Consider the following 25726-nt stretch of genomic DNA (forward strand, 5'->3'; position numbering starts at 1 on the left):
CTTTCTCATTGATGCAGAGACTTTTTTTTGTATTGCCTCCACGAGTGGATAGATAGTGCGGAAAGAACCAATAACTCAACAGGAAACAGCAGAATCAAATCAACTCTGATATTGCATTCACCCGTACAGTTTTGCAGCACCCACCCCTCATAGACTACTGGCACCACCAGCAAAACGGCAGTCAGCGCCTGCTGTGTCTGTTTTGATCGGATGTAGAGTGCAAAAAAGAATACGCTCAAGGAGCTACAGATGAGGAGAAACAGATAGTAGAGCAGGATCAACCCCGCTCCCTGGCGATACTCCCCAGGACATAGGAGCAGAGCACCAATTGCTGAAATCGATTCAGACCACGAAATTCCAATCCATGGATATAATTTTTTCGCCCTTCCCCTGCCGCCACCTCACGAATATTGCGGATCACGCTCATTATTTTCAAGGTGTCTTCTCCGCCACACACCTTCAAGGTATACATAACCTGCAATACATCCCCGACTTTACCCAGGGATTGCTTATCAATCACCCGTGCCCCGGTACTACTGATATCGGTAATGATGACAGGTTGCTCCACCTCGTTCCCCGAGGCATCCTTAGGCCTGACCACTTGTGCGTCGATTTCAGTCGGCACACGGGGGGCGTTACGCACCACTGCACTCTCCACATCCGATGGATAGGAGAGATGCAGATGGGGATAGGGTTTTGATGAGGCATTCAGCACTTGAGCAACAAAACCGAAGATATTGCTGCCCTGTAGCATTCTCACCGTAAAGCTCTGACCGTCTCGAACGATAATTGGTCTTGCGTTTTTACGGGGGGTAGTTATCACCAGACTCTGTCCCGGCATGAAACCGATAAGAGTTGCTGCAAAACGCTCCACGTTTTCACTTGGTGGCGCAAACTGCAGTTGCAGCACATCACCTATCTGCAAGTATCTGACTCTGTCTGGCAAGGCCTCACTCCCACACGGCTTATGTTAGTATTGAGCCACAAATCGATAATAACCAACTGCTATGATTTAGCACATAATAGTCAGTGGCAATCAATAGTTCAGTCAAGGGCCTGTAAACTCAAAACAATTGCCAGTGAGCACTTAACCCGAGTTTACAGGCACCAAGAATAATGCGAATTTTTTTACTTTAAAAACAAGTAACTGATAAGGTTACTTTAAGCCCTTTAAAACGGCAAACGATGATTTTCGTGCTCGACAACAATCCGGACACGCCATTTCCTGACGTCTCCCTCGCCGAAAGGGAGCCCGACGGGTTGTTGGCCGTGGGTGGTGATCTTACACCCCAACGGCTGATTCAGGCTTATCAGCTGGGCATATTCCCCTGGTTCACAGAGGGCGAGCCTATCCTCTGGTGGTCACCCGATCCCCGTACGGTGCTCTATCCTGAAAAGATCAAAATCAGTCGCAGTCTGAGAAAAGTGCTAAGAAAAAAGGTCTATAAAGTATCCTTTGATCACGATTTCGAGGCGGTCATCCAAGGTTGTGCGGCACCGCGTGAAAATTCACCAGGAACCTGGCTGGTACCCGAGATGATCGATGCCTATCGCCAGCAGCATAAGCTTGGACACGCCCACTCCGTTGAAGTGTGGCACAAAGATGTGCTCGTGGGTGGTCTTTACGGCATGACCATAGGTGGGGTCTTCTTTGGCGAATCGATGTTCAGTCGCGCTACCGACAGTTCAAAAATCGCCCTGGTTCACCTCAGTCATAAATTGACCCAGTGGGGGTTCAAGATGATCGATTGTCAAGTCTATACCAAACACCTGGCCAGTTTGGGTGCCGAAGAGATACCCAGGGCCATTTTTTGTGCCGACCTGTATCGTTGGACCCGACTGGAGGGATGGACAGGCAGTTGGGCCGACGAGGGTAAACTCTATCCCGAGATCGAGGAATGTTGAATTCTCCTCCTGGATTTGAACAAGAGGGGAGTTATGCCCTCTACATGAGTCAGGTTCACGACTGCTCTTATCTAGCCGGGCGGGAAGCGCGCAATCTGTTTCTCGACCCCAATGCCCAGGTCTCCCATCACCTCTATCAGCAGTTGATAGACCGGGGGTTTCGCCGCAGTGGCTGCTATCTCTATCAACCTGCCTGCCCCCACTGCAATGATTGTATTTCACTCAGGATAGCAACAGCACGATTTCAACCCTCTCGCAGTCAACGTCGCATCTGGAATCGCAACCTGCCCCTGTATGAGGTGAATTCCGGCCCGGCCGAATTCAAGGAAGCTCACTATCAACTCTATCAGCGATACCTGCTGGAACGTCATCCCGATGGCGCCATGGCATGCAACAGCCCGGGACAATATACTCAGTTTCTAACCTGTGACTGGGCTGAAACCCGCTTTATCGAGTTTAGCAAGGCAGGCAAGTTGGCCGCTGTCGCCGTGAGTGATCTGCTGCCCAACGGCACCTCGTCGGTGTATACGTTCTTCGATCCGGAGATGTCACGGGAGGGACTGGGTATCTTCGCCCTGCTGTGGCAGATCGACCATGCGCGGAGACTCGGCTTGGAATGGGTCTATCCGGGATTCTGGATCGAGGCCTGCGACAAGATGAAATATAAATCACGTTTTCGCCCGTTTCAGGCCTGGACAGGTCAACAATGGATAGATCATACTGAACTCAGGAATCCCGGCTAGGGCATAGACCCTGAAGTCTGACCTGTAGCCATCAAGCTATCCTTCTCTGGTAAGCGATACATCGCTGGAGACATTGATGTCCAAACCTATCATACGCAGCATCTCCGCTATCCTCCTAAGCACGCTCCTCTCTCTTCTAAGTGGTTGCAACTCATCCGATAGTGATCAGACCACACCTACAACTGTTGATACTGGTACAGCCCTGAAACAGTTCGACCATTGTGATGAGTTGAAGTCATACCTGATCAGTACAACCGAGCAGCAGGATGCGCTTTTGGACTATGTGCAAAACTCATCGGTGATACCCCAGGAGGACTTCAGCAGTTCCCCTGAGACAATCTCGGATAGCAGCTCAGGGCAACCAGCCGTGAATAGTGTAACCGGCACCAATAATCAGGTCGCTGGTGTGGATGAGGCGGATTTCGTCAAGACAAACGGTGACTATACCTATCTCCTCTCTGGCGGGAATCTGGTGATTTTACAGACCTGGCCGGCGGATCAGAGCCAGGAGCTCTCCAGAACAGAGATCGATGGCACACCCAGGGCACTCTTCTTAAGCGGCGATGTCGTCTGGGTGGTAAGTGATCTGTTCCAGCACAGCTACCCCCAGTTCGAGGAGAGCCTGGCGGTGGACATCGCACCCCGCATCAACCAGATGACCAAGATCACTCTGCTCCAGGTCAGCGATCCCGCGCAACCTGTGCTGATCAGAGAGACCGTACTTGAATCGCTCTATGTGGATGCACGCATGGTTGAGCAGCAGGTCTATCTGATTGTCACAGCGCAACTCGATTTAAGCCCTGTGCTTGAGGATCCCGCGAGTGTCGAGGTCGATGAACTCTTGCCCACCCTGGCCGATAACACCGCCCCCTCCACGAATACCGAACCCACCACCTCGGTGATCTGCGGCTGCGACGCAGTCTATCGACCCGAAACCGCCAATGGCACCGGCACCATGTCGATCCTCGGCTTCGACCTGGCGAACCCGCTGGCGGATATTTCCAGCCAGACCATACTGGGTAACAGCGGCATGGTCTATGCCAATCAGGAAAACCTCTACATCGCCAGTATCCAGGACCATCACTGGCTCTGGCAGCCACTGATGGATGGGGAGGAGCATCCGACACCCTCCACCAGCATCCATAAATTCAGTCTTCAATCGAGCCCCCAATATCTTGCCAGCGGAAGTGTCGATGGCCATCTGCTCAACCAGTTCGCCATGGATGAGTATCAGGGTGTATTACGCCTGGTGACCACCGAACAGACCTGGTGGACCAATGCCGATCCTGAAAACCGACTCTATGTCATGGAGCAGTCGGGTGAGCAACTGATAGAGCGTGCGAGGCTGGATGGTCTGGGCAAGCCTGGTGAGAGCGTGTATGCGGTACGCTTCGATGAGGATAAGGGCTACCTGGTGACCTTTGAACGGATCGACCCCCTGATCACCCTGGATCTCAGTGACGCCGCCAGCCCCATGGTCGCGGGAGAACTGGAGGTGCCGGGATTTTCCACCTATCTGCACCCCATCGAGGGGGAGCTGATTCTCGCCATCGGTCAGGATACGGCTACCAACGGTATCAAGCTGAGCCTGTTCGATGTCAGTGATCTCGCCCAACCGGCGTTGCTCAGTGAACATTTGATCGGTGCCGGCAGTTACTCCGAGGCTGTCTACAACCATCATGCTTTCACCTGGTTCGAACAGGAGCAGATGCTGGCGATCCCGGTCACCCATTGGAACAGCTCGGCACTGGAAGCGGTGTTCGATACGGATGACATATTCAATGGGCTGGAGCTGTTCAGGGTCACCGCAGCGCAGGGGATAGAACCCTATGCCGCCATTGACCACGATATTTTCTATCAACATCAAGACAACTCGAGATGGCTCTATCCCGAGGGCATCCGCAGGAGTTTCTTTGTCTCTGATGAGGCTATGAACAGTTATCTATACTCCATCAGCGAGCGTGGATTACTGGTCAACGACCTCGCCGCACCGGATGTCAACCTGGCACAGATAGAGCTACCGACCGATAGCGACTATGTCTATCTATTCAACGCGGCGCAGCTGACCCGATTCGATAGTTGTGATGAGGTTAAGTCATTTCTGATCGATACCAATCAACAGCAGAATGAGCTTTTGTCTTACGCAGGCGCCTCGTCCGGGAGTGATTTCAGCAGCGCACCCATCTCTGGACCCGCCCCGCTGCCGGATTTCGACGCGGGACAGACCGATTCACAACCCTCCGTCAACAGTGTGACCGGCACCAATAATCAGGTTGTCGGGGTGGATGAGGCGGACTTCATCAAGACCGATGGAAACCATACCTATCTGCTCTCCGGGGGAAATTTGTTGGTCCTGCAAACCTGGCCTGCGGCCCAGAGCCAGGAGCTATCGAGAACAGCGATCGACGGCACGCCCCGGGCACTGTTCCTGTATGAGGATATGGTATGGGTGGTGAGTGATCTGACCCAATCCAGCTACCCGTAATTCACCGAGAGTCTTGCAGCGGATTTCGCACCCAGGGTTTACCAGATGACCAAGGTATCCCTGTTCCGGGTCACCGATCCAGCGCAACCTGCCCTGATCAGGGAGAGCGTATTTGAGTCGAGCTATGTGGATGCGCGCAGGATCGGTCAGCAGGTATATATGATTGTGAGCGCCCTTCTGGATCTGAATCCTGCCCTTGACGATCCGGTCAATGTGGAGATCGATGCGCTGCTGCCCATACAGGCCGACAACACAGCGCCCGGAACAGCTAGTCAACCCGCCACCTCGGCAATCTGTGGTTGTGACGACATCTACCGGCCCGAGATCCCCAACGGCACCGGCACCCTGACCATTCTCAATTTCGATCTGGCAAACCCGCTGGCGGATATTTCCAGCCAGACCATACTGGGCAACACCGGTTTGGTGTATGCCAACCAGGAGAACCTCTACATCGCCAGTACGGAGGATTATGCCTGGATCTGGTTGCCGGTAATAATGGGGGGCGCTGATCAGACAGTTACCACCACCATCCATAAATTCAGTCTACAATCGTCCCCCCAATATCTTGCCAGTGGTCGTGTCGAGGGCCATCTGCTGAATCAATTCGCCATGGATGAACACCAGGGTGCGTTGCGCCTGGTGACGTCTGAGCGCAACTGGTGGTCATGGGAAACAAACAACCGGTTGTATGTACTGGCCCAATCGGGAGAGCAATTGGCAGAGCGCGCCTATTTGGAGGGTCTCGGCAAACCCGGTGAAGAGGTATATGCGGTACGCTTCGATGAGGAGAAGGGCTATGTGGTGACCTTCCAGCAGATCGATCCCCTGATCACCCTGGATCTCAGCGATGCCCGGAATCCGCTGGTTGCGGGTGAACTGGAGGTGCCGGGATTCTCCACCTACCTGCACCCCATCGAGGAGGATATGATTCTCGCCGTGGGCCGCGAAGGCAGCAGTATCAAGCTCAGCCTGTTCGATATCAGTGATTTCGCCCAGCCAACGCTGTTATACGATCATCTTGTAGGCAGCAGCAGTTACACCGAAGCCGCCTACAACCACCACGCCTTCACCTGGTTCGAGCAGGAGAAGATGCTTGCAATCCCGATCACGGCATGGGGCAACGCCTTGACCGGCACCACATTTGGTTACAACGACATATTCAATGGACTGGAGCTGTTCAGAGTCACTGCCCAGGCGGGAATAGAACCCTATGCCGCCATCGACCATGACATCTTCTATCTGGATTCAGACAGCGATAGATTCTACTATCCGGAGAATGTACGCAGGAGTTTCTTTGTTGGCGATGACGCGATGAACAGTTATATCTACTCCATCAGCGGCCGGGGTATGCTGGTCAACGACCTGGCCGCACCGAACACCAATCTGGCGGAGATCGAGCTGCCGAGTGATAATTTCGAATATCTCTATTGACGCACCACAAGACTTGTAACTTTTTTCCATAAGGCCTTACCCTGGCCATGGGTCCGATCCTGTGCCACCGCTGAAGTGGGGTTGAGCCTTCTCCAGGCAACTTCATGCGATATGACCCGTTATTGGGTGATATGCCCCATACCCCCAGCTTTCCCAATCTATTAATCACTTACAAATCTAGAGCTTAGTGATTGGTCCGCTATTTGCCTCTGTATCTTGAATCACTGTCCATGGATGCACTGTTTTTCCCCAGGTCAAAGGCACATTGAGGTGATCCTCTGCCTGATAGATTCGGATATGAAGTTGTATGAAGCGCTTACCAAGAAAGAATAAGATCAATTACCCCCTCATTCTCCTATTAGTTCTTTTTCATCACGGCGGTTTTGCAGAAGAAGAAGACCAAACCACAGCGCCTGACAGTGACCAAGAGTATGATGTCATCAGTGTCACCGCCTCCCGGGTCGAACGACGCACCCAGGATGTTGCAGGCTCCATCGATGTGATCGACTCCGAGCGCATCGAAAACGAAAAGATGTTCAATATCAAGGATGCCATTCAAGGCAGCCCCGGGGTGTTGATCAACTCCAAAAACTCCGCCTACGACAGCCGCCTCATCATTCGCGGCGCCGGACAGAAGGCCAACTATGGGGTGCGTGAGATCATGGTCATCCGCGACGGTGTGCCGATGACCGATCCGGACAGCTTCTCCCGCTTCGATTTTATCGATACCCAGGACATCGAGCGTATCGAGATCACCAAAGGACCGGGATCCCTGTTCGGCGCCGGTTCTGCCGGCGGCACCATCCAGATCATCTCCAAATCCGTATTCGACACCGACAGCAACCGGGTCAAGCTGGGCGTCGGTCAGTTCGGACAGAGCAATCTGCACGGTCGTCTGGCCGGTGACATCAACGAAAGCAACGCCTTCTCCCTCACCGCCTCCTATCGCAAGAGCGACAACGACTGGCGGGATTGGAACGAGTTCGAATCCAAACAGCTCGCCTTCAAACACGGTTATCTGCTCGACAATGGCGCCACCCTTGAATCCGAACTGAGTTATCACGAAGCGGATCTGCAGTTACCAGGCTCGATGGATGATAGTGAATTCGAGCGTTACCTCGACACAGGTGAGCAGAAAGACACCACCAGCAGTCCCTGGCAACACAGCGGCCGCTACTCCACGATCTGGTTCTTCAACTCACGCTATGAACAGGAGCTGGGAAACCTGACCCTGAAGCCGCGCATCTATGCCAATCGTTGGGATCACTACCATCCGGTAACCGGCGCAATCAATGATAATCCGGGCACCGATGTAATCGGTACCGATCTGGAGATTGCCTACAAGCATCAACTCTGGGGAGCAAGCACCCTGGTTGCCGGTGTGACCGCCCGACGTGACGACACACAGGGTGCCAAGAAGTTCACCTATGCGGATGTTGAAACCAGTCCACCACCGGCCTGGAATCCAATGGGTCCGGAAACCATCCTGCATACCAACTCCGATGAGGCGGGTGAATTGCTCGAAGAGGAGGATGCGACCAATACCTTGTATGGTTTCTTTATCCAGGAGACCCTGCAACCGAATCAGCGCACCAGCATCGACATCGGCTTTCGCTACGACCGCAACCACTTCGATATCGATAATACCGCTTATGGCGAATATAGCTGGGGTGCATCAAGCTATACCTTCTTCGCAGATCCTGAGATCACCAATACCGACAAGACCTTCAATCTGTTCTCGCCTAAATTGGGTCTGACCTATGAACTCAACAAGTTGTTGAATCTGTATGGTGTGATTGCACAATCGGGTCAGGTTCCCTCGGAGTCGGAGATTCAAAGCAACGTCAAACTCGATGCCGCCACCGCGCGCAATCTGGAGGTCGGAGTGAAAGGGCGGGCCCAAGCCTGGTCCTTCGACCTCGCCCTCTATCGAACCACGGTCAGCGATGAGATCGTCTCTGTCTTGAATGAGGATCTTACCACCGAATTCCAAAACGCCGGTGAGACCCTGAAGAAAGGATTTGAACTTAGCGGGCGCTATGACCTGGACCGCCATTTTTGGCTGGAAGGCAGTTTTGCCTACAGTGACTACAGCTTCACTGATTTTGAGGAGTTGGTACGCACAGGCAGAACCCAGACACCAGTCGATCGTTCCGGCAACCAACTGCCTTTCATTCCGCGACAACAATATGGTCTCGGCATAGGTTATAGCCATCCGGCTGGATTCAAAGCGGTATTGCGCAGCAACAGTTGGGGCAGCTACTACGTCGACAATGCAAATACGGAAAAGTACGCTGGTTATGACTTTGTCACCAACCTGCTGCTGAGCTACCAGTCCGGCCCTCACAACATCTCGCTGAATGTGGAGAACCTGTTCGACAAACTCTACGCCCTCGAAGTGAAGAAAAGCACCAGCGGCGACAAGACCTACTCGGCAGCCTCACCGCGTAACGCCATGCTGAGCTACAGCTATAACTTTTAGGAATGGATCCAATGAACAGGCGACTGTTAGCTGTCTTTATATGCGTCTCTTTGCTGCCACTCTCCGGAGTGGCATTTGCGGCGGATGGAGAGAACCCAGCCCCCGAGCCCTCCCACCACCGTGGTGGGGAAAAACGCATCATCCTGGAGAATGGCGAGAACGCCACCATCACCCTGTGGAAGCCCGATCTCTCCACCGAGCCGCTCACCCTGGAACATGGTGGCGTCACCCTACCCAAGACCGGGATGGACAACTACCACGCCATCCTGGCAGAGAAGGATTGGGGTGATCACAAGGAGGTGGTGATCCGTTATGAGTACCGGCACGGTCCTCCCAGCAAACAGAGCCCCTCCAGGCTGGCTGCCCAGCAGAAGACCGAGTTTGAGATCGTCCCCGATCCGATCCCGCGGGAGCACTATCGCTACCACTCGCGACAGACGTGGGGATTTCTACTGCGTTTCCAGAGCCAGCCTGTCGGCGATCAGAAGGTCGAATTGCAGACCGCCAACGGCAGCCATCTCTCGGCCACCACCGATGCAACAGGCCGGGTGGAGTTTCGCATCCCCGACGACTTTCCAGGATTGGTGGAGGGGGAGCGGGATCGCAGAGTGGGGGATTTTGCCGTCAGCAGCGAATACCTACAGGGCGATCGGCGTTTCACCACCCAGCTCAGCGCCGGCTATCGGGTCTCGCCCGAGCATTGGCAGTCGGCACCGCTGGGACTGCTGGTGGTCGGTATCGGATTTATTGCCGGTGGCTTCATCGGCCGCGTTAAGAAGGCGGGAGATGCGAAATGAGCAGTCTGTTTAACCTCTCCGTGCTGCGTAAACTGGTACAGATCGCCACATTTGTCTTTTTCGTCTATGGCGGACTGGTCACCGGCTACTACCTGGAAGACAAGATCAGCCGCTCCCTCCCCGCCTTGAGCTGTGCCTATGATCATCAGGGTGCCGATCTCTGCACCCTGATCCCGATCCAGCACCAGATGGATCATCGGCTGGGGGAGACCATTGCCAATGGCGGCAACCTGATGATGGGTATTCTGCCGACGCTGATTACCCTGGGGACCTTCCTGATCCTCTTCGTGATACTCAACAAGGCCTTCTGTGGCTGGGTCTGTCCCCTGGGTACCTTTCAGGAGATCCTGCAGATCATTGGCCAGAAACTCGGATTGCAGCGTCATGAGTCCCTATCCAGGGGCCTGGTCAGCCGAATTCGCCCGGTGAAGTGGTTCATCCTGCTTCTGCTTGTCTTCGCATTTCCCCTGCTAACCGGCATGGGCATGTTGAATCACGATCTGGGCGATCCTTTCTGCCGTATCTGCCCCAGCCGTATCCTCACCACCCTGGCCACCGGTGATACCTCGCAGGTCTACCTCGACACCGCCAACACCACCACCATCGTGATGTCACTGCTGGGGGATTTTATCTTCGGTCTGATGATCGCACTGGCACTCACCGTGCGTCAGCCCTTCTGCCGTATCTGTCCCATGCTTGCCCTGCATGCGGTATTTCGCAAAATCGGCCTGCTGCGCCTGGTCAAGAGTGCCACCCCCCGTTGCGATCGCTGCGGTCTTTGCGCCAAGGCCTGTCCCATGGATATCCATGAGATTCACACCGATATGGAGAGCCGTAATGTCATCTTCGAGGACTGTACCCTGTGTGGCCGCTGTGTGGAGTTCTGTCCGGAAAAGGACGTGCTGCAACTGAAATACACGGTATTCCCTGTCTTCAGTGCCAGTCCGCAATACTTCAAGCGGCGCAAGAAACAGCAGACCCAATGGGAGAAGGGCAATCTCATCGCCTGGTTCAAAAAACGGCCCACGGCACCTGAGGCGAAATCGTCATGATCCCCATCGAGCCGGTCAGTCTCAGCTTCGGTGCCGCACTGCTGCTGGGACTCAGTTTCGGTGCCGGCCCCTGCAATATCGCCTGCCTCCCCTATCTGGGACCGGTCTTCACCACCAGCGACAATGGCATACGCGGGGCCTGGCGCACCCTGCTCCCATTCTCCCTGGGTCGCATCAGCGGTTACACCATGCTGGCGGGAGCGGCAGGTTGGGCCGGTCTCTGGGTGGAGGATCTGATTGCCGGGCCCTGGGTTCGCTGGATCCTGGGTGGCGCCACGATTCTGGTGGCCCTCTCCATACTCTGGCGACGTGACAGTGGCGGATGTAAATCGGCCTGCCCGACGGCAACCCCGGTAATAATTGAAAACAGATTAGCACTGGAAAGTCGCCCAATTGGTCGCAGCAGCCTGCCAGGCAGCCTCTATCTGATGGGTTTCGGCATGGCGCTCAATCCCTGTGCCCCATTGACCACCATCATTCTTGCCGCGGCCACCAGCGCCAGTCTCCTCGCCGGCGCCTCCCTCGGGATCGGCTTTGCCCTTGGGGCAGTGGCGCTTCCAAGCTTGATCTTCGCCTTCGGCGTTGCCCATTTCGGACATCAGATCAGATTTCACCTGGCACACCACCGAACCGCCCTGGAAAACACCAGCGTCGGACTGCTCGTCATGATCGGGAGTGCCACCGCATTTGGATGGATTACACCATGAACATCACTGAACTCCTTGCCAAAGGCGGGCCGGTCATCTGGATTCTGGCCCTCTACTCATCCATCGGCCTGGCCATCATAATGGAACGCTATTTTCTCTTCGTGCGACTGCGGCAACTGCCTAAAAGCTGGCTTGCAAGACTGGGACAGCTACTCGATGACTCACAGGCCAAACAGCAAATATCCGAGCTCAAGGGGCCGGAAGCGAATATCATCCATGCCATCGTGGCGGCCCAATCAGAGGGGGTGAAAGATCTTCGCGGTGTCGGGGAGAGGGTGCGGGGCGAGGAGATCCAGCGCATGGAGTTTGGCCTGCGAACCCTTGGCATCCTGGGTAATACAGCCCCCCTGCTCGGACTGCTTGGCACCATCACCGGCATGATCAAGGCGTTTATGGTTATTGAACAAGCAGGGGGTAAAGTGGATGCCCAGGCCCTTGCCGGCGGCATCTGGGAAGCCATGATCACCACCGGTGTGGGTCTGGCGGTAGCCATTCCCCTGCTGTTGATGCTGCACTTTCTGGAAGGCAGCGTGGAACGACGGGCACAGAGAATGAGCCGCTGCATCGCACTGCTGCTTGAACGTCGCGGTGACGAAACCACGGCTGCTACGGAGACCCAACAGACTCACCATTGGGAGAACATCACCGATGGAGTATGAGTTCAAGCGGCGCTCCAGCCAGGTACTCAATCTCACCCCCCTGATCGATATTGTCTTCCTGCTGCTGGTCTTTTTCATGCTCACCGCTCACTTTATCGAAGACGAGGCCATTGACATCCAACTGCCACTGGCGGAGAGCAGCCAACCCAGTGTGGAAGATGACACGGTTGAGGTTACCCTGCTACCCAATGGCGAACTGCTGGTGGATGGCCGGGCCGCGACCATGGATAACCTGGAAGAGACCCTGCGCGGCGCCCTGCACGCCCCCAACAAACGTCATGTTCGGTTGAAGGGTGATCAGGCCGCCGCCTTTGGCGCTGGGGTGAGGGTAATCGATGCGGCACGCAGTGCCGGCGCTGATTCCCTTGACATACTCACAGAGAAGCCATGATCAAAACAAGCGCCGGCTGGCGTCTGTTGGCGCTATCGATCTCACTACTATTGCATATCATGCTTGTCACAGAATGGTCCGACAAGATGATTACACAGGCGGCCATCGAACAATTGGAGAAACCACCGCTGCTGGTGCAACTGACATTTCAAAGACCCCTCCCTGAAATCATCCCAGAGGTCACACAACCACCAGAACCCATCGTCAAACAGGTCGTCAAACCAAAGCCCAAACCGAAGCCGAAAGCAAAACCGCAAATCAAAAAGAAGCACCGGACCAAACCCATACCCAAGCCTGTCATTGCTGAGACGAAACCGGTCACCCTTCCCGAGGAAAAACCACTAGCAAGACCACCTCCTCCTCCACGGGTCCAGCCCAAGGTCGATCTGCGAGAACAGTATCTGGCTCAACTGCTGGCCATGATAGAAGCGAAAAAACACTACCCGACCATTGCGCGCCGCAGGAATATGGAGGGAAAGATCGAGGTCAGTTTCAACCTCTCCTGTGACGGCAAGGTATCAAAGCTGACCATTAAAGGGCCTCACAGCCTGTTACGAAAGGCTACGGGTAAGGCCATCGATGCCGCGCAACCGCTGCCACAACCACCATCACAGATCGAATGCCCGATGCCGGTTCACTACGCTATGGCCTATTCTCTCAAAAAATAGCTGGCTACCCACTTTGCTCAGCCGCAGTCTAGGGCCTGTTAACACTAATCACAGCTTATTCAATGAAATGACGATAGATCCCAACCGCTGTTCTGTCTCCACATGACGATGGGCCTCAGCTGCCTCCTCAATGGAGTAGACCCTATCAACTGTCGGTCCGATTTTACCCTGCTCTATCATCTCCCTCAGGGTGTTCAACTCCTCTTCTGTTTCTCGAGCAAAGGCAAACAGAGCCTGTTTGTCACAGAATAATGAGACCATGAACGATTTCAGCATATCTGTTATACGTGGATTGGCTATCAGGTAGCGCCCCTTAGAATTGAGCAGGTTGATACATTTTGTAAAGGAAGTCTTTGCCACCATACTGAAGATCACATCATAGGTTTGGCCAGCTTCGCTGAAATCCTGTCGGGTATAGTCGATAAAATGATCGGCACCAATCTCTCGTAACATGGCCTCCTTGATACCGCTGTCCACCGCAGTCACCTCCGCCCCCATCGCCTTGGCTATTTGTACACCGAAGGTTCCTATGCTGCCACCGGCACCGTTGATCAGCACCTTCTCTCCCATTCTTATATTGGCCTTGCGCATAAAGTGGAGCGCGTTCAATCCACCAAGGGGCACTGCCGCTGCTTCCGCAAATGTGAGATTGTTTGGCGTGCGCACCAAGGTGAAGCTTTCCGGCAGGGTTAAATATTCACCATATGCTCCCAAGCGTAGCTGGGTTGAACCAAACAGGGAATCTCCCTTATTGAATCGCTTTACCTCTTTACCAACAGCTTCCACCTCGCCAGAAAAATAACCCCCGAGTATCCTTTTCCTGGGTCTCAAAATCCCCAGCATCAACCTTAGTGGTAGCAAAAACCACTTTACCTGAAAATTGAAACTACGCATTTCACAATCGGTCTTGGTTACCTCTGCAGCACGTACCCTTATCAGGACCTCATCATCCTTGGGAACGGGTTTCTTGACCTCCTCGATCTGAAGCACGTTGGGCGGGCCGTATTTGGTATAGACAATAGCTTTCATGAAATAAACGCATATTTGATATGAGCCATTAACAGGCAAGATACTTGTTTGGTAGATATGCTAAGGCCTACCTTATGCATGAAGTATCCAGCGTATATCATTGAGATTCCGATTTAAATCCATACTTTTTTTCAATAGTCTAAGAACTGGCGGAGCCAACAAGATTAAATATAAAGTCGCTTGATTTAGACAACCCGTAGAGTTATATATAAAAAGCGTAATTTTTTGCCATGATTGGCGATTTCAATAAAATTCCAACGCTACCAAGGATGTGTTTCAGATTTAGGCATGTATCGACTGGGTTAGATCAGTAAAACCCTACTCCTAAATATAACCCATAAAAACATGGACGATCGGCAAATGGCGTTGCCATTGCCCAAGCATCATGGACTCAGATGTTCTGACTGTTAAAACTAAAATGCACACAAACAACCGATGTTTGCATTAAAGACCAGCCCTGAGAAGTTCTGGCAATTCAGAAAAGCCAGCTTCAAAGTTTTAGGAACGGTTATGGACAAGGTATAGTCTCATGAAACCTGAACAGCGAACAGATTCATACGAACGGGATCAGGCAAGCGCCTATGGTCTAGGAGATCTTCGGCTGACAAATATCAGCCACCAAGACCACCGCTCATTAATCATACTGGCCCATAACAGTGAGGACCTGGTTCAGGTATTCAGGCACTCTTTATCAAGCCCTATCAGTTCTTACAAGCCCCTTTGGCTCGATGTTAGTACCCTCAAAGAATGCGAAAGCGTCAACCATACAGACACGATAGAATCGCCCATCTTGTTACAGCATCTCCAGACTTTCAGACGTGCATCCGGCCATCCGGTCGCACTCGACACCGAACTCGACCAATCTGCTACTTTCTCCAGTCTGCTGCAAGATTGCGGAAAGGACCTTTTCATACTGGATAGCGGATGGAAAGAACTACCTACTCATTATGACCTGATTGAGATTCAGGAGGATTCACCATTCAATAATAATATCAATTTCGGTCGCAATACGGATGAGAATACGAGCGTATCGAGGCAACAGCTCTACACCGAGATCAAACAACGGATGATCGAAATCAGATTGCTGAAACGGACACTTGCGATTGCCAAGATTCGTCTCTCAACCGCTGATGACAAGTTACATGAGAGACTCGAGGCAAGAGAAGACATAGGCCGACAGAACATCGAGCAGATGCAGCAAAACCAGCTCCTAATTGAGCAGGAACTTGAAAACAGCCGTAAACAATTGGCCCACGCACAGGAAGAAAGCCAGGAAAAGGAATCATCCCGTCAAAAACTGCAGCAGGATAAGGCGGATCTGGCCAATTACCTGCAGATAGAAACCTCACGTACCTTGGAGTTCGCTCATCAAGCCCAGTCCATGGAAGAACACAAGCATCGCCTGGAGAAGGAACTCAGCGCACTACAGCAAGCCGGTAAAGATGCAGCACTTAAGCACCAAAATGAGATGGTTTCCTTGCGCGAAGAGCTGGAGGAAAGACTACAGCAGTCCCAAGCCGATTCCATGAAGCTGCAGGCCCAGATGAACCAGGCCGTCGAAGCCGAGAAACAGCATACCAGGGATGAGCAGACACGCCTGAAGGCTGTCATCGAAGAACTCAATCAACAGTTGGAGGCTGATCATGCTGAAGCTGATCGTCAACTGAACGAAGCCCAGCAGCAGGCACAAACGGAATACCAGGCGCTACAGGAGCGGATGAACCAGGCACTGGAAGCCGAGAAGCAGCATACCAAAGAGGAGCAGACACGCTTTAAGGCAAGCATCGACGAACTCAATAAAAAGCTGCAGGACGACCATGTTGAAGCAGATCGTCAACGGAAAGAAGCACAGCAGCAGGCGCAGCTTGAATACCAGACGCTGCAGGAGCGGATGGATCAGGCCCTGGAAGCCGAAAAGCAACAAGCCAGAGAGGAAAAGTCACGCTTAGAGACAGTCATCGAAGGGCTTAATAATAAATTGGAAGCGACCCGTACTGAGGCTGGCCAGCTAAGGGATAAGGGAATTGAGCAGGAGGCCCTGCTGGAGCAGGAAAACAAGACCACCAATAGTCTCCGACACCTATTAAAACGTACCAAAAAGATGTTGGACAACAGAAGAAAACAGCTCGCAGAGGCAGAGCGGATTCAACAGGAGACATTGTCAGAACTGCAACAGGAACTCAAGACCAGTCAAGAGGCGTGGGAAAAGGTTACGGAATCCGAGGTCGCAACCCAAGTGGCGAAGCAGGAACTAACCTCTCTCAGGCGCGAACTGGAGGGGGAAGTCATCAACCTGCGGGCGCAGCTTGAGCATCAGCAGGAGAGCAGTGACAACACAGTGAGCCAGCTAAGGGATGAAAATGAGCGGCTTCAGAAATCACTTTCGGAGATCAAGGAAGGATCAAAGATGACAGATGTCACTATCCGTAAACTGCGCAGCGACCGGCACTATCTGCGTGAAACAAAGTCAAGAATTGAAGATCAGCTTGCCAAAATGAAAGCAGAGGCAGTGGTTATCCAAGAAGAAAATGAGGCACTGCGTCAGGAAGTTGATGCCACCAAATCCGAAAATGAAGATGCACAGGCACTACGAAGAGCTGAAGAGCAGAATACCGCTCTGAAGCGTGAGATCGAAGGCCTGCGTGAAGTGCAACTGGAGATGGAGAGCCAATCTAACGAGGATACGGATAGCGAGGTCCGAGAGCTACGAAACAGGCTAAAAGCATCAGAATCAAAACTCAAGAAAGCAGAGAAACTCGCCCAGCAGACCAAAGATCTGCTGCGTGAGCGTGAGACCATGGAGAACGCAATCGAATTGCTGGGTGATGATCTGGATACACTAGCCAAGGAGAAAGAGGGGCTGATACTGGTATGTGACAGGCTGAAAAGAGAGTTGACCGAGCTTCAAGGGCGTTAATTGATATACCAGATACTCAACCCCAAGTACGGTTATTAAACTGTAGAAATCTAGATTTCATCCAGCTTGTAGATCTTTGCTTGGTTGCCAGGTGATTGAGGTAGACCTCTATTTCCTTCTTCCCCATCTCTTTTGGATGACGTCTGTTATTAAAAGTATGAACTGACGGATCCAATAGACGTAGGCCTTCTCCGTTTTGGGACTGAAGTGCTTTTGGCGACTAGCGATTCGAACCTGGTCCAATAGGCGTGGTTGGTGTTTTACAGTGGTATCACCCCCATAACTTTCCTCCAAACCTTACAGTTTGCCTCTGTCACGACTTTCTGAAAAGACATAACGAGACAGCTGGAAGCTAACTTATTGATTTTATGCCTGTTCTGGTGTTATATAGAGGTCTTGCTATAAATATAGTAACGTATATGGACTCCTCCTATTCAGCAATATATTTTCAGGAAAAACGAAATAGTTTAGTTCACGTATATCCGGTCTTTATTAAGGGGAGCTACCCCTGACCTTAACGGCATCATTCACCGTTTGCCAGATACCTTATCGAGACAGTGGCTTCAAGAGCCTTCGTTACTACCAGGTTTTATCTGGCTGACTATTTGTCACTTTCCGTTAATACACTGCCAAAACTCGGTTTACAACTGTGACATTTGAAATGAATATGATGCTACTGAGCTACAGGGGATCTATATTCATCGCCAGTAATCAAAATTGACCAGGCCATCCTGACTATCTTATTAGCCAATGCCACAGCCGTATTGTTTGCATGTTTTGTAGAAAGTTGCTGGCGTACCCAAGCACTCAATCCATCCTTCTTGCCGTGTACTCTATGCAGGGTAGACCGCGCGCCATGCACCAGCAAACAGCGAAGATACTTGTCACCCCGCTTAGTGATTTTTCCAAGCCTATTCTTTCCACCACTTCCGGAATGGGATGGAACCAAGCCCAGACTTGCACTGGCATCTCGACCTCGACGGAAGGCACTGCCATCACCTAAGCGAGCATAGAGCATGCTTGCTACCAGCCAACCGACACCAGGTATCTTTTCGAGTCGTACACAGGCATCAATTTTCTTTGCGTGATTGACAAGTGTGCTGGTCGTCTCCTCAATGATTTTATCCAGGACCAATAACTGGTTGTATAAATGCCACAAAGCGCTCCTTGCGACGGTCGTTAATTCGTTTTCTGCATCTTCTAAAGCTGAAGTAATCTGCTGGCGCAGTCGATGTAAACCCTTGGAGAAGTTAATCCCATATTCCATGGCAAAGCCTCTGATGCGGTTACCTAACTGTGTCCTTTGTTTGATATAGCCACTGCGTAGTTTATGCTGAATTGCCAGATCCTGTTGCTCCAAGGTACGTATGGTAACAAAGTAGATATTGGGATTCTTGGATGCTTCGTAAATGGCTACGGCATCGTTTTTGTCACTTTTGTTGCCACTACGGTATTTAGCAACCAGATGGGGTGGAATCAGCTGCGCCTTGTAGCCTAATTGCGTGAAACGTCTTCCCCAGTAATGAGCTGATCCGCAGGCTTCCATATAGATACAAGCTTCTGGATGTTGCAATACCAGTTGTACTAATCGCTTCGAATTCATGCCCTTATTGATCAATTTCTTACCATACTTATTAAAAACAGCAACTTGGAACACGTCTTTGGCGAGGTCTATGGTGATTGTGGTAATATTTTTCATGGTATGGGCTCCGTTGGTTTTGTCGACCTGTCACTTTAACGAGATTTCAGCTTAAGGTGGAGGAGTCCATACCATTGAGACAGGGGGTCTCGTTAACGTAACTGTTATGCCTTAAAAAGCTTAGAAGACACATCCATATGTTTGTGAAGAACCCTGATTATTTCCACACATTTGTCACTAGAGAGTCGATAGTAGATTGTGTGACTTATAACGGGGAATTTCCGATAGCCAGGTCTAATGTAATCGCAGGCGATTCCGAGATTTGGATTTTCAGCCAACTGATGGAAGGAATCATCGAGTTGTTTCAAATACTTATTGCGCTGGTCTTTTCCCCACCGCTTCTGAGTGAAGACAGCAATAGCTATCAAATCATCTCTGGCTTTAGCTTTAAGCCTAGAGGCGGGCATCAATGAGATTCTTAATCAAGTTCAGATATCAGCCCATCAAGGGAATACTCAACAAATTCACTAGATTCTCCCTCATCAAGCATTTTGCGGAGAGCTATAAGTTTGGCTTCTTCTTCCTCAAGCAAACGCAATCCAGCACGTACTACCTCACTCGTAGAAGAATAGCGTCCGTTTTTCAACTGGTTAGCGATAAAAGAGTCAAAATGCTCGTTGAGAGTAATGCTTGTATTCTTGCTCATCTACTAAGTCTCAAAATAATACCAATAATTGGTACTATAGCCAGGCATAACAAGGCGGTCAATATCGTTCGCTAACGCTCACTGGGACAGCCTACACTGTGCTCCGGCTGCCCGTTACCACAACGTTAATGTCCGCTTTCAGCATTGGAGACAGTAATCATTAAATGTCTGCTTCGTTCGTTAAGCAGTCAGATTAGATTGAAACTAAAACAAGAAAAATTGAGATATTAGATAACCAAAACCTGCAATGGCCACGATAATTATCATGGGGACCAATTGTTTAAATATTTCAACTATCGCTTTCGTGTTTTCTAAGATTGTGTTTGAAAGCAACATCAGGTTAACCGGCGTGTGTTAGCACGTCGGGACAAAAACCGTCCGTTGTTGAACTTTTCCTTAGGCAGGCAGCCTGGAACTGTATTTTTCCATCCACTCTACATACCTTTGCAAAGAATCTGGTGTTATCTCTTCCTCCAAGGAGGATATCAACTCTCCCTCGAATTCGTACCTTGCTTCACCTTCCACAACGAGATCGGGAGCCCCGGCCAGTTTGTACGTGCAACGCCAATTCCGGGATAGTTTATTCCCAACCACAATCGGTTCTGTCAGTGCTTCCAAGGTTCGGGAATCAAATTTACGATCGTTATTCGAAACATCGTTTTTCAAGAAGTTGAGAATTGCCTCTCGCCCTTCGATACTTGGATCAGGACCTCCCAGGTTCCAGTACCTAGCATTCTTGTCAAAATATGCCTCGAGTCGATCCCAATGATTGTCAGCCACGCAGGCTTCGAAATCTGCAGCGAAGGAGTTGAAACGGTCGATGGGGCTCATATTGCTTTGCCTAACAGTATGTCAGACCGGGTCGAGTCAGCATTCCTGGTATGTGAGGCGTGTTGAGACCTCTTTAAGTCCCAGACAAGGCAAAAAATCAAGCACCTATCCAGACAAGACATCGACCATGGCTTTGAAGTGGCAGGCCGTGAAAACAGGCTGGAAGGTTGGCAGTTTTTCCCGTGCATCGATGCTCTTCCCATCTCTATGTCAAACCATCCTTATAGATAGCAATTTCATCTACGTGCCGTTGTCGATTGGGATCTTCGATTGCTTCAATATCACGAAGCTTATCGATATATTTTTCGGGCAATGCATATTCCAGCGCGCCGGTCAGCACATGCCGCTTATACCAATGATATGGCTTTAAGCTAGGATCGATGGAAGTGGCGTAATAGGTATAGGCAACCAGTGTCTCATTTGTGGAAGCCACGAGCTCAACGGTTTTTTCCTCATAACCCTGCCCCAACCCCTCTATGCGATCCAACGCAGCCTTGTGTGACTCGGCAATGTGGTAGACGACACCTCTCACAGCATGCCCGTCGCTCTGGGTTGCAAAGGCATCGCATTTTGCCGAGCCGTCCAGGCTTCTCTTATGAAAACGCAGGTCGTGACCAGACAACAGGGCGGTAGTGACATATTTCGCCGAAGGCACTCTGCTCAACAGCCGCCTGCTCGACATATTGGATCCATAGGAGAAGTAAAGCATCTGATGACTCAACAGAAGATAACCTATTACAGAGTCTATACCCGGATCAACGCTGTAACCAGAATTTGACCTGTTGTTGTTGGAGAAAATCCTCGGCGTTCTCACCCTGTAACAGGGCCAAGGTAGCCAATATGCCGGCCTCGGTACAGGTGGAAGCTGCCACGGTAACCGATCGCGGCGCATCCTCTACAGGCCAGCCCGTTTGGGGATTCAATACATGCCCATAGCGTCTACCCTCATGCAGCAGAAAACGCCGGGCATCGCCACTGGTGGCTAATGCACCCTGGCTTATTTTCAAAAGGGCGGTTGCGGTATCAGGCTGGTTGGGGTCTTCGATACCAATAGACCAGGCACCATCCCCACCGCTGCGGCCATTGGTGTTTATATCCCCACCGAAGTTGAGCAGCAGCTTGACGTCACAGAGTCGCTGTAACAACAGTAACACCCGGTCAACCGCATACTCCTTGCCGATCCCGCCGAAGTCGATTTCCATCCCTTCAGGCAAGCTGAAACAGGGGCGTGACCAATCCACATGCTGCCAACCGATTAGAGGCAGCAATGCCTGAACAGCTTTTTCATCAGGGATAGCACTGCCACCGTCGAAGCGCCATACGTGGCGCAGGATCCCTGATGTGACATCGAACATGCCGTCGCTGAGTTCCCAGCACTGCTGGGCAAAGTCGAGCAGATGGGCCACCTCGTCGTCCACTGCAACGGCACGACCATGGCTGTTATTGATTTGATGGATGATATTGTTTTCACTGTAGCGACTGAACTTCTGTTCAATTCGCCAGGTCTCGTCAGCGGCCGCCTGTAGCAGTCGCCCTGCCAACTGCCGGTCTTCGGTCTCGATAAACAGTTCACAGGGACTTGCCATGGCCTTGAAGCACCCTCTCCAATAACCGTCTTCCGCTTCCAGGCTGAGTGCGCTTTGTTGCCTGTTATCTTTTGTATTTGTCGTTGGCCCTGGCGAAGGTTTTTCCAATATGCCGATCCTGACTGGGGAAATGTGATATGAGTCGATGTCAGAAATTGTAGCTGAATTGCAGGATAACCGCCTCCACGTCAGGGAAGAGTTCCAAGTCACTGAGAATACCCGGGGCATCCGCATCCGTGTTGTCGCCACTCTGCAGATAGTATTCCAGGCGCAGACTCATCTCTCTTTCATTGGCCAGTTGCATACCATATTTCAGTCCCAGGGTGATCCCGGTCAACTCACCGAGACGGTAGTCGGCGGAGGCGAACTCCGGCAGGGATGCCCCCTGGCGCAGGAATCTATGGTAGAAATCGGCCTCGCTCTGCAGGTAGTAGCGGAAATGCGGCTCTAAAAAGTGGCCGCTGTTGAGCATCCAGCGATAACGAACATCAAAGGTGTGCGAGGTGATATCCCAATCATCCCAATAGAGGCGATAGGAGAGATCCAGGATATCCCGGTTGAAGTGGTGTTTGGCCTGCCAATAGAGACTCTGCTTCAAACGCGAATCGGGGCGCTGCTCATAGAGGTAGTCAACCGGACGGCCGTCACTCCCCACCACACTGAGGATTTTAAAGGGGTCGGTCTGATAACCGCTGGTATCGCTGAGGGAGTAGCTCAACTGCATAACCGTCTGCCGATCGATGACCTGGGTGATGCCGAAGATCAGATCAACGGTGGTTTTGCTGTCGTCCTCACCGTCGCGGGTCGCCTCGAAGGCCTGGTCGAAACCGGCCTGGCCGCGATCGATGACCATGCTGGAGAAACCGATGGGGATATCGCCATCGGGGCTGATGGTGTCGTTGGCAATGGAGATTCCGGCATTGACGGTCGTGTTGCGCTTATTGAAATCCCGTGCCAAAGAGGCGTTAACACTCATGGAGAGGTAGTCATACTCGGCAGAGAAGTTGGCACCGAAACTGGTTTTATAATCCCTATTGATCGGCTGATCCCACTGACTGCTCAAGGCGACACGAAAATCCTTGAAGGTATCGTCGAGGGGTGTTTCAGCTGCATCAGTGGTATAGACCCCCTCCCCTGATGGACGGGTAAAGGTTTGAGCTTGATCGCTGGGTGTCGCCCCGTTTGCCGATGCACCGGTCAGGGAATCGAATACCAACTTCAGGTTGAGAAACCGTTCATCGCCGAAATCCCGTTTCGCCGTGACCACCGGTTCAATAGCACTCACCCGGTCGACTTCGGAATAGAAAAGGATCGCGCTGTCAAAGTCCCAATCCCCCTCCTCCGCTGTAGCATCGGCTCCCGGTAAACCCAACAAGCTACATGTGGCAGCCGTAAGCGCGGTACGAATCTTTTTCTGTTTTTTCAATTGCACCCGCAACCTCCACCGGCAAAACTACGCCCACCACTGGAGGCCTCTTTACTGAAATAGATATGATCATCCAGCCCCGCTTCCACAGGATCGGCGATCAACTGCATCTCAGGCTTTGCCAGTAGATCACGTTCCCAGGGTTCAACCCCGAGATTTGCGCAACCACTGAGAAAAATGGTGGCTGGAATCATCAGGGCGGCAACTTTGAGCATGCTGTTACTCACTCCGTGAAACGGTTACTTGAGAATTAAATGAAAAGGGAGGATTAGAGCAAAAATTCCTTAAACAAATCTTAACTGGCTCGTGCCGCATTCTTACAAGGTAAGAAACCACTCTGTCTCTCTAGAGTGAATTCAAAACCTTCTTGATCTCCTGTTCCCGCTGCGCTTTTTCGGATTCAAAAAAACCCACGTGAGATTCAAGAATACGTCCCTGCTCATCGATCAGAAAGGAGGCGGGCATCCCTTTTAAGCCATATTCACTTGCCACCTCACCCTCGGGATCGAACGCCACCGTGAACTCGGCCTCGGTCTTGGAGAGAAAGGCATCGGCCAGTGCTCGATCCTTGTCGAGATTGACGGCTATAATCACCAAACCCTGCTGTCTGTATCTGTTCTGAATATGGTTCATCCAGGGAAAGGATGCCCTGCACGGCACACACCAGGAGGCCCAGAAATCGAGCAGTACCACCTTCCCCCTAAACTCATCGAGTGTGACGGCCATCTCCTCACCTTGCAGTGAGAATCCAGGTGCCAGTGGGTAGTCTTCATTGGCCAGTAGGGCGCTGGTAAAGCACAAGCTTACCAAGCACAGATTAATGAATCGTCTCATTGCATATCCGTCGTTGAATCTTATGTAGATTAATTCGTCTGTTACGGTCTGGCAGTAACAAAGATACGCAACATGACCCATACGAATATAACCCCGCCGATGACTGCAAGCAAACCACCTATACCCATCACCCCCATGGCCAACTTGGCGGAAAGTGTATCCAGACCCTGGGCGGCCCCGGCAGTCTTACGTTGGATCCCCATGGCTCCGGATAGAGCCAAACCGGTAATATGCAGCAGTTGTCCGACACCATAAATCCAAGGCTGCAGTTCTGCCAATCGGCCTTGCACAGGTGGATAACCCAGTTTGGGTAACAGCAGATAGGCCAGCCCCATCAGACCCATGGTGACACCCACGATGGAGCCATGATAGTGGGCAGGGATAATGGTGTTGACACCTGATATGAACAGGGCGATGGCACCGCCGCAAAAGAACAGCAGCATCGACATCCAAAGGCTGCGGCGCAGCGGCCTCGCCTCAGGCCCTGCCCTGTCTGCACGCAGCAGGCCAATGAATATCAGCAGCCCAATCGGCGTTACTGCCACGCCACCGCCATACTGCATCAGCTGGGTAAAGGCGGTGCGGGATTCGATGCTCACTGTCTGGTGGAGCAGGTAGATCACCGGCACCAGTAACACCGGTGCTATACCCAGAATCAAGAGCCAGAAATACCAGCGGGAATCACCGGGCAGGCTCACCCCGCTATGCAGGGCGAGCCACAACCATGCCAGGATAATCAGCTGGGTATAGGCAAACTGCAGGGTGTGTCCAGCCCCCCAGAAAAGATACTCATAGTAGCTCTGCCCGGCCACATCCGCCGGCATCTGCCACCAGGCCGTCAACAGTGCCGCGAGGGAGACCAGCAGCGCCACGGCGACAGTGAATGCGGCCAGACTCGGCAGATGGTCACCCCACAAGGCGCCTCGGGTTGAGTGCAAGCCTATCAGCGCCTGCAAGGCGATACCCAGACCGAAGAGTCCCAGCATGATAAAAAACAGGGGTCTCTGCAGTACCGGTACATAGTTGTTCATCAACGGCGCTCCATCCCCGATAAAGGCGGCCATAGCGACACCCAGGGTACCAATCAGCGCCAAATAAAAGGCCAGATACTGTAGCCGTATCGACGTGGATCCCGCCTGCGTTGTCAAACACCAAACCAGCCCGGCCATGGCGAGAAACCAGATCAATACAGATTGATCCACATGCACCACCAGGGCGGTGCGGAAAAAGTCCACCCAGGGGAAGAAGGACTCGCTGCCGGGGGTGCGCGAGAGCACCAGCAGCAGGGCAAACAACCCCGCCAGTCCCAACGCCAGCACTCCCAGCTGCAACCATCTCGCGGCCAACGTTCGATGCCCCAATCGAGGCATGACCATGCTGATTACCCGGCTGTCATCGAGGTTAATCAAAATCTAAAACTCCTGTTACCAAGTCGCGC

The 25726-nt window shown here is 52.1% G+C and carries 22 protein-coding genes and 2 pseudogenes; 11 read left to right on the forward strand and 13 right to left on the reverse strand.

The annotated features are described in order from the left end of the window. Nucleotides 1–277: 277 nt before the first annotated feature. Nucleotides 278–946, reverse strand: coding sequence for a flagellar brake protein (locus R2K28_RS12830; protein ID WP_316364878.1), 669 nt, complete (start codon nt 944–946; stop codon nt 278–280). A 239-nt stretch (nt 947–1185) separates the two neighbouring features. Between R2K28_RS12830 and aat the strand changes: the two genes are divergently transcribed. From aat to R2K28_RS12880, 10 genes and pseudogenes are all read left to right on the forward strand, one after another. Further along, on the forward strand, nt 1186–1905 hold the full coding sequence (gene aat / locus R2K28_RS12835; protein WP_316364879.1) for a leucyl/phenylalanyl-tRNA--protein transferase: 720 nt from the start codon (nt 1186–1188) through the stop codon (nt 1903–1905). Further along, nucleotides 1899–2648 carry an arginyltransferase gene (locus tag R2K28_RS12840; protein ID WP_316364882.1) on the forward strand — a complete coding sequence of 250 codons (750 nt, stop codon included), beginning with the start codon at nt 1899–1901 and terminating at the stop codon, nt 2646–2648. The genes aat and R2K28_RS12840 overlap by 7 nt, the downstream gene beginning before the upstream one ends. A 76-nt stretch (nt 2649–2724) precedes the next feature. After that, a pseudogene (locus tag R2K28_RS12845) lies at nt 2725–6564 on the forward strand (beta-propeller domain-containing protein). Between the two features lie 307 nt (nt 6565–6871). Next, a complete protein-coding gene (locus R2K28_RS12850; protein WP_316364884.1) occupies nt 6872–9046 on the forward strand; it encodes a TonB-dependent receptor in 2175 nt (724 codons plus the stop codon). Nucleotides 9047–9057: 11 nt separating this feature from the next. Next, entirely contained in the window at nt 9058–9843 is a 786-nt protein-coding gene (locus R2K28_RS12855) for a hypothetical protein (RefSeq protein ID WP_316364886.1), read from the forward strand. Beyond that, the gene (locus R2K28_RS12860) at nt 9840–10895 is read left to right on the forward strand and encodes a 4Fe-4S binding protein (RefSeq protein ID WP_316364887.1); all 1056 of its coding nucleotides are present in this window, start codon (nt 9840–9842) and stop codon (nt 10893–10895) included. The genes R2K28_RS12855 and R2K28_RS12860 overlap by 4 nt, the downstream gene beginning before the upstream one ends. Further along, complete coding sequence (locus R2K28_RS12865; RefSeq protein ID WP_316364888.1) at nt 10892–11602, forward strand: sulfite exporter TauE/SafE family protein; 711 nt, start codon at nt 10892–10894, stop codon at nt 11600–11602. Before R2K28_RS12860 ends, R2K28_RS12865 begins: the two co-directional genes overlap by 4 nt. After that, nucleotides 11599–12261, forward strand: a complete 663-nt coding sequence (locus tag R2K28_RS12870; protein ID WP_316364890.1) for a MotA/TolQ/ExbB proton channel family protein — start codon at nt 11599–11601, stop codon at nt 12259–12261. Before R2K28_RS12865 ends, R2K28_RS12870 begins: the two co-directional genes overlap by 4 nt. After that, nucleotides 12251–12652 carry an ExbD/TolR family protein gene (locus R2K28_RS12875; protein WP_316364891.1) on the forward strand — a complete coding sequence of 134 codons (402 nt, stop codon included), beginning with the start codon at nt 12251–12253 and terminating at the stop codon, nt 12650–12652. Before R2K28_RS12870 ends, R2K28_RS12875 begins: the two co-directional genes overlap by 11 nt. Next, complete coding sequence (locus R2K28_RS12880; protein WP_316364893.1) at nt 12649–13320, forward strand: TonB family protein; 672 nt, start codon at nt 12649–12651, stop codon at nt 13318–13320. Before R2K28_RS12875 ends, R2K28_RS12880 begins: the two co-directional genes overlap by 4 nt. Nucleotides 13321–13368: 48 nt before the next feature. Here the strand turns inward: R2K28_RS12880 and R2K28_RS12885 are convergent, their stop codons facing one another. Next, complete coding sequence (locus R2K28_RS12885; RefSeq protein ID WP_316364896.1) at nt 13369–14349, reverse strand: NAD(P)-dependent alcohol dehydrogenase; 981 nt, start codon at nt 14347–14349, stop codon at nt 13369–13371. A gap of 790 nt (nt 14350–15139) precedes the next feature. On the opposite strand from R2K28_RS12885, the gene R2K28_RS12890 reads away from it, so the two are divergent. After that, complete coding sequence (locus R2K28_RS12890; RefSeq protein WP_316364897.1) at nt 15140–17266, forward strand: hypothetical protein; 2127 nt, start codon at nt 15140–15142, stop codon at nt 17264–17266. Nucleotides 17267–17282: 16 nt separating this feature from the next. On the opposite strand, the pseudogene R2K28_RS20465 reads toward R2K28_RS12890, so the two are convergent. The 11 genes and pseudogenes from R2K28_RS20465 to R2K28_RS12940 all read right to left on the reverse strand — a co-directional run bounded on the left by R2K28_RS20465 (nt 17283) and on the right by R2K28_RS12940 (nt 25697). Continuing rightward, a pseudogene (locus R2K28_RS20465) lies at nt 17283–17560 on the reverse strand (phage integrase N-terminal SAM-like domain-containing protein). Between the two features lie 379 nt (nt 17561–17939). Next, the gene (locus R2K28_RS12895) at nt 17940–18965 is read right to left on the reverse strand and encodes an IS110 family transposase (protein ID WP_316364899.1); all 1026 of its coding nucleotides are present in this window, start codon (nt 18963–18965) and stop codon (nt 17940–17942) included. 104 nt (nt 18966–19069) lie between these two features. Then, the gene (locus R2K28_RS12900; protein ID WP_316364900.1) at nt 19070–19372 is read right to left on the reverse strand and encodes a type II toxin-antitoxin system RelE/ParE family toxin; all 303 of its coding nucleotides are present in this window, start codon (nt 19370–19372) and stop codon (nt 19070–19072) included. A gap of 11 nt (nt 19373–19383) precedes the next feature. Next, the gene (locus R2K28_RS12905; protein WP_316364902.1) at nt 19384–19611 is read right to left on the reverse strand and encodes a type II toxin-antitoxin system ParD family antitoxin; all 228 of its coding nucleotides are present in this window, start codon (nt 19609–19611) and stop codon (nt 19384–19386) included. Nucleotides 19612–20007: 396 nt separating this feature from the next. Next, nucleotides 20008–20442, reverse strand: a complete 435-nt coding sequence (locus R2K28_RS12910) for a nuclear transport factor 2 family protein (protein ID WP_316364904.1) — start codon at nt 20440–20442, stop codon at nt 20008–20010. 205 nt (nt 20443–20647) lie between these two features. Continuing rightward, on the reverse strand, nt 20648–21097 hold the full coding sequence (locus tag R2K28_RS12915; protein ID WP_316369738.1) for a gamma-glutamylcyclotransferase: 450 nt from the start codon (nt 21095–21097) through the stop codon (nt 20648–20650). Nucleotides 21098–21197: 100 nt separating this feature from the next. Then, nucleotides 21198–22028, reverse strand: coding sequence for an FAD:protein FMN transferase (locus tag R2K28_RS12920; protein WP_316364905.1), 831 nt, complete (start codon nt 22026–22028; stop codon nt 21198–21200). Nucleotides 22029–22176: 148 nt separating this feature from the next. Continuing rightward, complete coding sequence (locus R2K28_RS12925; RefSeq protein ID WP_316364907.1) at nt 22177–23460, reverse strand: DUF3570 domain-containing protein; 1284 nt, start codon at nt 23458–23460, stop codon at nt 22177–22179. Beyond that, nucleotides 23451–23669: a DUF4266 domain-containing protein gene (locus R2K28_RS12930; RefSeq protein WP_116449051.1), complete on the reverse strand. Its 219-nt coding sequence runs from the start codon at nt 23667–23669 to the stop codon at nt 23451–23453. The genes R2K28_RS12925 and R2K28_RS12930 overlap by 10 nt, the downstream gene beginning before the upstream one ends. 130 nt (nt 23670–23799) lie before the next feature. Further along, nucleotides 23800–24288 (reverse strand): TlpA family protein disulfide reductase, encoded by a 489-nt coding sequence (locus R2K28_RS12935; RefSeq protein WP_316364909.1) that lies wholly within the window; start codon nt 24286–24288, stop codon nt 23800–23802. Between the two features lie 41 nt (nt 24289–24329). Continuing rightward, nucleotides 24330–25697, reverse strand: a complete 1368-nt coding sequence (locus R2K28_RS12940; protein WP_316364914.1) for a cbb3-type cytochrome c oxidase subunit I — start codon at nt 25695–25697, stop codon at nt 24330–24332. Between the last annotated feature and the right edge of the window lie 29 nt (nt 25698–25726).

This window comes from Candidatus Thiodiazotropha sp. CDECU1 (assembly GCF_963455295.1).
In the GTDB taxonomy this organism is placed as follows: domain Bacteria; phylum Pseudomonadota; class Gammaproteobacteria; order Chromatiales; family Chromatiaceae; genus Thiodiazotropha.